Source organism: Phormidium sp. CCY1219, assembly GCF_055795085.1.
In genome coordinates this window covers 1-6,619 of the sequence record NZ_JAYFEQ010000656.1, presented here as the reverse complement: position 1 = coordinate 6,619, position 6,619 = coordinate 1, and the positions used below count along the sequence as shown (strand labels likewise).

The window sequence follows — 6,619 nt, the reverse complement described above, 5'->3', positions numbered from 1 at the left end:
GAGCCGGATGAGGTGAAAATCTCAAGTCCGGTTCTGAAGACGAGTAGTTCTGGTGACGGAATTGCTTAGTTTAACATCCTAAAAAACACTCCCTACCCAATCTCTAACCACCCTAAATTACCATGTATCGAAAATCCAAATCCTCCTCTCCCTTTAACTACACCTCTCTCGCCGTTTTAGCGGGGGTCTTCGTGTTGGGAATCGGGATTGGTATTGCTTTTAGCTCCACTGCAAATTTCAGCCCAGAAAATGTGGCCTCTCGCGAAGTCATTGACCGCAGTGCCCCCAACGCGGAACTGTGCATTCAATATGGTGCCAGCGCAATGGTCATGGATACGCGCATCTTCGTCACCCTCAACCCCTTCAATGTCTATGTGGCACAGCCGAAAATGCAGCCCGGATGTGTCCTGCGAACCAATACCTGGAATATTCTCGAACAACGCAATCTGCTCTCGAAAGACCAAGTGCGCGACTGCAAAAACCGCATGAACACCTTTGGATTCACCGGTGCCCTCGAAAGCTCGCCCCGGATTAACTGCATCTATCAAAATGACTCTGCCGGCAACCTGTTCTTCCAAAACGGCGGTGGACTCCCGCCAGAAACGGAACGATTCTAATCCGGCACATCCCCAGACTCCTTCCCCTTCCCCTTGCCCGTGGCCATCCCCCAGAACCGGGGAAAGGGGGGTTCGCCGCCTTGACCCGCAAAACCCACCCCCCCCCAAGTCTCTCTAGGGCCAATGCTCCCGCAAACGCACGGGAAATACATGCCCGGGTTGGATGGTGGCGGATTTTCCCGAACTGAGAAAGGAGGTGGCTGCACCTGCGGCAGCTCCTCCTAATAACGGACCCCCAGCTAATCCGCCGAGTACCGCGCCGGCAACCGCTCCCACGGCAGAATAGCTGAGGGTTCTGCCTTCGTTGATGTTGCGCGTGCCTTGAATAAGGTCGGATTCGGCGACGAAGGGTACGGCCCGTCCGTCTAAAATCAAGGCTTCGGTTCGGTAGCGAATGCCGTCGCCATCGCTGACAAATCTGCCGATCGCCGGCGTTCCCACCGGGGCGATTAATTTCCCACTGCGATCGTACAGGTCGGAATACACTAGCAATACTTCTTGTCGCGAGGATTTTTCTTCTAAGGTTAATGGCGCAGAACCCGGATAGCTCAACACCATTACGCTACCGGCAGAAAGCATCACATCGCCGGCAATATTCGCCGCCGTTTCTTCGGTTTCCGGCGCTGTGTCCGGGGTCTGTGTTGCTTCCTCGGTGGGGGGCAACTCTGGCGGGGCAACTGTGGCAGCGGCAGTTAGATTGCCACCCGATCGCGGCAGGGGTTGCCCAAATTCGATGACGGGGGCGGTGACAACCCCGGCAGCGATCGCCTGCTCTGGGGGTCTCTCGGTTTCCGTGGCGATCGCCGGTGCGGGGGTCTCCCCGGACACTGGCTCTTCTGGTACGGGCAGGGGCGCATCCGCCTGCGCCTCTTGGGTTTCCAGGGGGGGTACGCTCACGGAGGGGCTGCGATCGCCTCCCCTGACTCCCTCGGTGGGCAGTTCAAATTCCGATAGTTCTAATTCCAGGTTTTGCTCGGGTGGCGGTACGTTCACGCTCACCGCCTCTTCTTCTCCTGGCGGCGGCGGTACGCTAACTGTGACCCCGGATAGCTCTTCTCCCGGGGATTCGCCAATCTCTAATGTCGGTGGCGGTGGCGGTGGCGGTACGTCGATGGGGACGCTTTCGTTGGCCGCAGAGATGGGTAAGGCGGGCAAGGTATCCCCCCGGGCGGCGGTATTCGGCGCATTCTCTACATTCGGGAGGGTTTCGGCGAGGTTCACGGCAGGTTGCAATACCCACCAGTTCCCTTGCCCGATGGGTTCTAGCTTCACTTGTGTGGGTTCTAAACGGGTGCCTGGGGCGAATTCCATTACCACCCGGGTGACGCCGCCTTCTAGATGTCCGACGCGAATTTGACGCACGATTCCGGGATAGTTTTCTTCCCTGGGGTCAAACCCGCGATGGCGAGTGGGAATATCGATCGCGATCCGAGGCGGTTGCTGCAAAATAAAATACTCTGGGGTGATTCCTTCGGGTAAGCTCAGTTGCAACTTGTTGGTGTAGGGATCGAATTCCCATCTTCGCAATTGTGCTGCTGCGGTTAAATGGGTTTGTCTGTCTGGGGTCGCCGCTGCTTTCTGCGCTGAGGCGATCGCGCTGGCAATCAAGAGCAGTCCCCACTGCGGACTGGAAACAGTGGGAACCAATACCAGTGACCAAAATAGCCGCGCTAAGGATGATTTTTGCATGGCTTGTCCGGATTGATTCTGAGGGTTTAGGGGTTAAAGGCGTTGGCGGGCGCGAATTTCAGGGTTTGGTTAAAAATGAAATGGTTAACAAAAATCGGGCGGGTTGATTTTTGTCTCTCGAGGACGAAGGATTTTGCCCTCGAACTCGACTGGTTATTATAGAGTACACTAGAAAAAAGGCAAAACGTCACGGGGGTTCGGGTTAGGCTCGATTGCTTCGCTTTGGCAGCACAACGATTGCGATCGCTCCTCCAATGGCACCCACTCCGACGCTGCCGGCCAGGATGAGTCCCACGGGTAGCTGAATGGACTGCAATCCGAGAAATTTTAAGGAGACTAGGGTGGCATTTTGCACGGACAAAATCGCGATCGCCATTATCCACATTGCGGCAATTGTTGCTACTAGGGTGGGAATTATTTTCGCTGCTGTCATGTTGGCACTTTGCGGTAATTGACAAGTAGTCCATTGTCCATTGGGCGATCGCTTCTCTGGTAAACCCCCGCAATGGTCAATGGACGAGATAGCGGTTCTTAGAATGGTGAGCTGTAAAACAGGGCGATAATAACGTTCGACCCTGGGGACCTCACACTCCCTGAAACTGCTAGATCCCGGACAAATTCGCCTGGACTTTACGCGAGTTGGTTGATTTTTCCTTCCATCTCTGCGGCGATTTTATCCAGTTTTTCCGAGGTGCTGGTCTCCATGTACACTCTGATTAAGGGTTCGGTCCCGGAGGGACGCAGCAAGACCCAACCTCCATCTTCTAGATACAGTTTGATCCCGTCTTTGCGTCCGACTTGTGCTACGGCAATGCCGGCTACGCGATCGGGAGGGTTTTTGTCGTAGGCGTCGAGAACTGCTTGTTTGTGTGCTTCGGTGAGGTGCAGGTCGAGTCGTCGGTTGTACAATGGCCCGCCAGCATCGGCGATCGCTTCTTCTACTAGCTGACTCAGGGGTTTGCCTTCGTAGGCGATCGCTTCGGCCACTAGCATATCGGCTAATATCCCGTCTTTCTCGGGAATATGTCCCAATACGCTCAATCCGCCGGATTCTTCTCCGCCAATCAATACGTCGGTTTCTCGCATTTTTTCGCCGACGTATTTAAACCCAACGGCGGTTTCGTAAATCTCTAATCCGTATTTCTCGGCTAGGCTGTCGAGTAAATGGGTGGTGGCAACGGTGCGAACGATCGCCCCTTTTTGTCCTTTGTTTTTGTACAGGTGCCGCGCTAGCAATAATAATATGGTGTTCGGCGTCAACACGTTGCCTTTTTCGTCCACGATGCCGAAGCGATCGCTATCTCCGTCGGTGGCCAGTCCTAAATCGGCGTTATCTTTTTTCACCGATTCTACTAACCCGACGAGCATCTCTCCTTTGGGTTCGGGCATTCCTCCGCCAAATAATACGTCGCGCCACGTATGGAAGCTTTCGACTTGGCAACCGCAATGTTGCAAGATCCCATCTAAGTACCCCCGTGAGGTGGAGTATAAGGCGTCGTATTTGACGTTTAGTTTCGCTTTGCGGATGGTCTCTACGTCGAGTAACTGGTACAAATAGTCTACATAAGCGGGTTTGGGGTCAAAGGTGCTGATTTTATCGGCGTTTTTGCCTTCTGAGGGTGCGTCTGAGGCACTGTCAATGTTGGCGACAATCGTATCGGTGATTTCTGGCGTGGCCGGCCCTGCGTAGTCGGGAATATACTTGATGCCGCAGTATGGGGCGGGGTTGTGGGAGGCGGTGAACATTAAGGCCCCCGCTGTGTCTAGCTCGCGCGCGTTGTAGGCAATGGTTGGCGTGGGACAGTCGCGATCGCTCATCTTGACGCTCCAGCCTAAATCTGCTAAAATCTCTGCCGCTGTGCGCGCAAATTCTTCGGCGAGAAATCGGGGATCGTAGGCAATTAATACCGGTTTGTCTTTGGCATATGCCTTCTCTAAGTAGGCGGCGATCGCCCGGGTTACTTTCCGCACGTTGGCAAAGGTGAAGTCTTGGGCAATAATCCCGCGCCATCCATCTGTGCCAAATTTGATTTTCTCTGCCGTGCCTGCTGCACTCATCTTGGGGACTCCCTGTGAACTCTTCACCCTCATAGTACAAGAATGCTCCGCCTTTGCGCGATCGACTCAAAATTGTTTATTTTTTATCCTAAATTGGCAATCTACAATTTTGCAGACCTCGGCCAAGGGTTCAAATTGAACTTGACAAATCTTACTTTTTTTGCTAAGGATTGCCCTGCGGAAAAACCCGCCTTGGGCTTTCACTGGCATGAAAATCGGCCCCCCGCATGCCGGGGCGCACGGCTAGATTGTATAATTTCCACGGTTCGAGATTTGCCTAGCCATTTCACCCTAACTATGCTAAGGTGGAAAATTAAATCTCAACTAGACTGATTCCACTCACAAATTTTATGGATCGAGACATCGAAATTCCCCATTTTTGGGAACAACGCTACCAAGACGGCACCACGCGCTGGGATCTGGGGCAGGAAGCACCGCCGTTTGCCCGATTGCTGAATTCTGCCGATGCACCGCCTCCGGGTCGCGCTGCAGTGTTGGGATGCGGTCGGGGTCACGATGCCCTGCTGTTTGCTACCCACGGGTTTGAAGTGGTGGGATTTGATTTTGCTCCCTCGGCGATTCAGGCGGCGAGGCGTAATGCGGAAAAAATGGCGATCGCGGCTGAATTTTTACAGCGCGATATCTTTGAGCTGGTGCCGGAATTTGCCGGGAATTTTGATTGCGTTATCGAGCATACTTGCTTTTGTGCGATTCCACCCCGCAAGCGGGAGGCTTATGTGGAGGTGACGCGATCGCTGTTGCGTCCGGGTGGGGAAGTGATAGGGTTGTTTTTTACCCACAATCGTCCCGGGGGTCCGCCGTTTGGCATCACCCCCGAGGAAATCAAACAGTATTTTGCTCCCCATTTCGAACTGGTTTCTCTGGAATTGGCGTTTGACTCGATCCCGTCGCGCCGAGGAGAAGAACACTTAGGTCGCTTCCAACGCCAAAGTTAACCTCTTGCGACCCTTAGTGAGACACTAAGTGCGATTGTTGGCCGGGATTGGGGGGATTAAGAATTGACAATTGCCAATCGAGCAAGCTGCAACTTCTCGATTGTTAATTCTTAATTGCCCTGGGGGGTGATGCCCCGGGAAGGCAGCCGAACCGCATTAACCGTCCTACCCGAATTTTAGGCATATGCCTATAATGAAGACAGGCAAAATGTAAAGTTTTATAAAGTTTCTGAAACCATGAGCCAGCTTAGTTTAGACGAAATTGCGGTAAGGTTAGAAAGTCACAATTCCGGCGATCGCCTAGTGGCCCTAGCATCTTTGCGGAATGTGTCGCCGGACGAGGCATTCCCGTTAATTGAAAAAGTGCTCGATGACGAGAACCTACAGGTGCGATCGATGGCGATTTTCGCCTTGGGAGTCAAACCCACAGCGCAATCGTTTCCGATTTTGGTGCAGGTACTCGAAAGCGAACCAGACTACAGCATTCGCGCCGGTGCGGCGGGGGCGTTAGGCTATTTAGAAGATGGCAGAGCCTTTGAACCCCTGGTGCGGGCATTTTATGAAGATACAGATTGGTTAGTGCGCTTTAGTGCGGCAGTTTCCCTGGGCAATTTAAAAAATCCGCGCGCCCAAGAGGTGCTGATAAAAGCCTTGGATAGCAAAGAAGTGGTGCTACAGCAAGCGGCGATCGCGGCATTAGGAGAAATCGGCGCAGTGGAAGCAGTCGATCGGATTTTGAGCTTTGCCCAATCAGAAGATTGGCTAGTTCGACAGCGCCTCGCGGAAGCGTTGGGTCATCTGCCCACAGAAAAGAGCATTTCTGCGTTAAAATACCTAGCCAAAGATAGTCATTCCCAAGTGGCAGAAGCCGCCCGCCTGTCTTTGCAGCGGTTGGCATAAATTGGCGATCGCATTTCCGTCTCATAGGTCTCGAATCGGGTGACGAAAGCACTGAGAAAAAAGACCAGGGAACCTGCCTCAATCTGTGTTAACCTTGTTGCAAGGTTTCCGGGGCGGGTTCATCTATGAAATAGGGCGGTTGAGCTGTCACAATGCTTTCCTCGCCCGCCATTTAGTTTCGCAAGCTTGTTCGTTTCCGGAGAAATGGTGTAAAGTGAAGGTGAAAAAGCAGATGCTAGGGACTAGCCTTGGTATCCAAATCAGGGTGCCAGTTAAATCGCTCCGGAGAAACATAAGTCGATCGCCAGGGATGCGCTCGAAGGGCAGTCAGGGACTCCGTAGAAACCAACCCCATGTCTAAAGCCAGGGGCTTGTACTTCTAACCACCTGACCAGCCTA

At 53.3% G+C, this 6,619-nt stretch carries 6 protein-coding genes; 3 read left to right on the top strand and 3 right to left on the bottom strand.

Annotated elements, in window-relative coordinates:
* Positions 1 to 122 precede the first annotated feature (122 nt).
* Positions 123 to 617: a DUF3172 domain-containing protein gene (locus tag AC0QH1_RS18985; protein ID WP_324632834.1), complete on the top strand. Its 495-nt coding sequence runs from the start codon at positions 123 to 125 to the stop codon at positions 615 to 617.
* Between the two features lie 114 nt (positions 618 to 731).
* Here AC0QH1_RS18985 and AC0QH1_RS18980 read toward each other — a convergent pair whose 3' ends face one another.
* The 3 genes from AC0QH1_RS18980 to AC0QH1_RS18970 all read right to left on the bottom strand — a co-directional run bounded on the left by AC0QH1_RS18980 (position 732) and on the right by AC0QH1_RS18970 (position 4,364).
* Positions 732 to 2,306, bottom strand: coding sequence for an AMIN domain-containing protein (locus tag AC0QH1_RS18980; RefSeq protein WP_324632833.1), 1,575 nt, complete (start codon positions 2,304 to 2,306; stop codon positions 732 to 734).
* Between the two features lie 202 nt (positions 2,307 to 2,508).
* Entirely contained in the window at positions 2,509 to 2,739 is a 231-nt protein-coding gene (locus AC0QH1_RS18975) for a lipopolysaccharide assembly protein LapA domain-containing protein (RefSeq protein ID WP_324632832.1), read from the bottom strand.
* A gap of 197 nt (positions 2,740 to 2,936) precedes the next feature.
* On the bottom strand, positions 2,937 to 4,364 hold the full coding sequence (locus AC0QH1_RS18970) for a phosphoglucomutase/phosphomannomutase family protein (RefSeq protein ID WP_324632831.1): 1,428 nt from the start codon (positions 4,362 to 4,364) through the stop codon (positions 2,937 to 2,939).
* A 350-nt stretch (positions 4,365 to 4,714) separates the two neighbouring features.
* Here AC0QH1_RS18970 and AC0QH1_RS18965 point away from each other — a divergent pair, with 350 nt between their 5' ends.
* Both AC0QH1_RS18965 and AC0QH1_RS18960 read left to right on the top strand, forming a co-directional pair.
* Positions 4,715 to 5,320 (top strand): methyltransferase domain-containing protein, encoded by a 606-nt coding sequence (locus AC0QH1_RS18965; RefSeq protein ID WP_324632830.1) that lies wholly within the window; start codon positions 4,715 to 4,717, stop codon positions 5,318 to 5,320.
* Between the two features lie 237 nt (positions 5,321 to 5,557).
* Positions 5,558 to 6,220 carry a HEAT repeat domain-containing protein gene (locus AC0QH1_RS18960; RefSeq protein WP_324632829.1) on the top strand — a complete coding sequence of 221 codons (663 nt, stop codon included), beginning with the start codon at positions 5,558 to 5,560 and terminating at the stop codon, positions 6,218 to 6,220.
* Positions 6,221 to 6,619 lie beyond the last annotated feature (399 nt).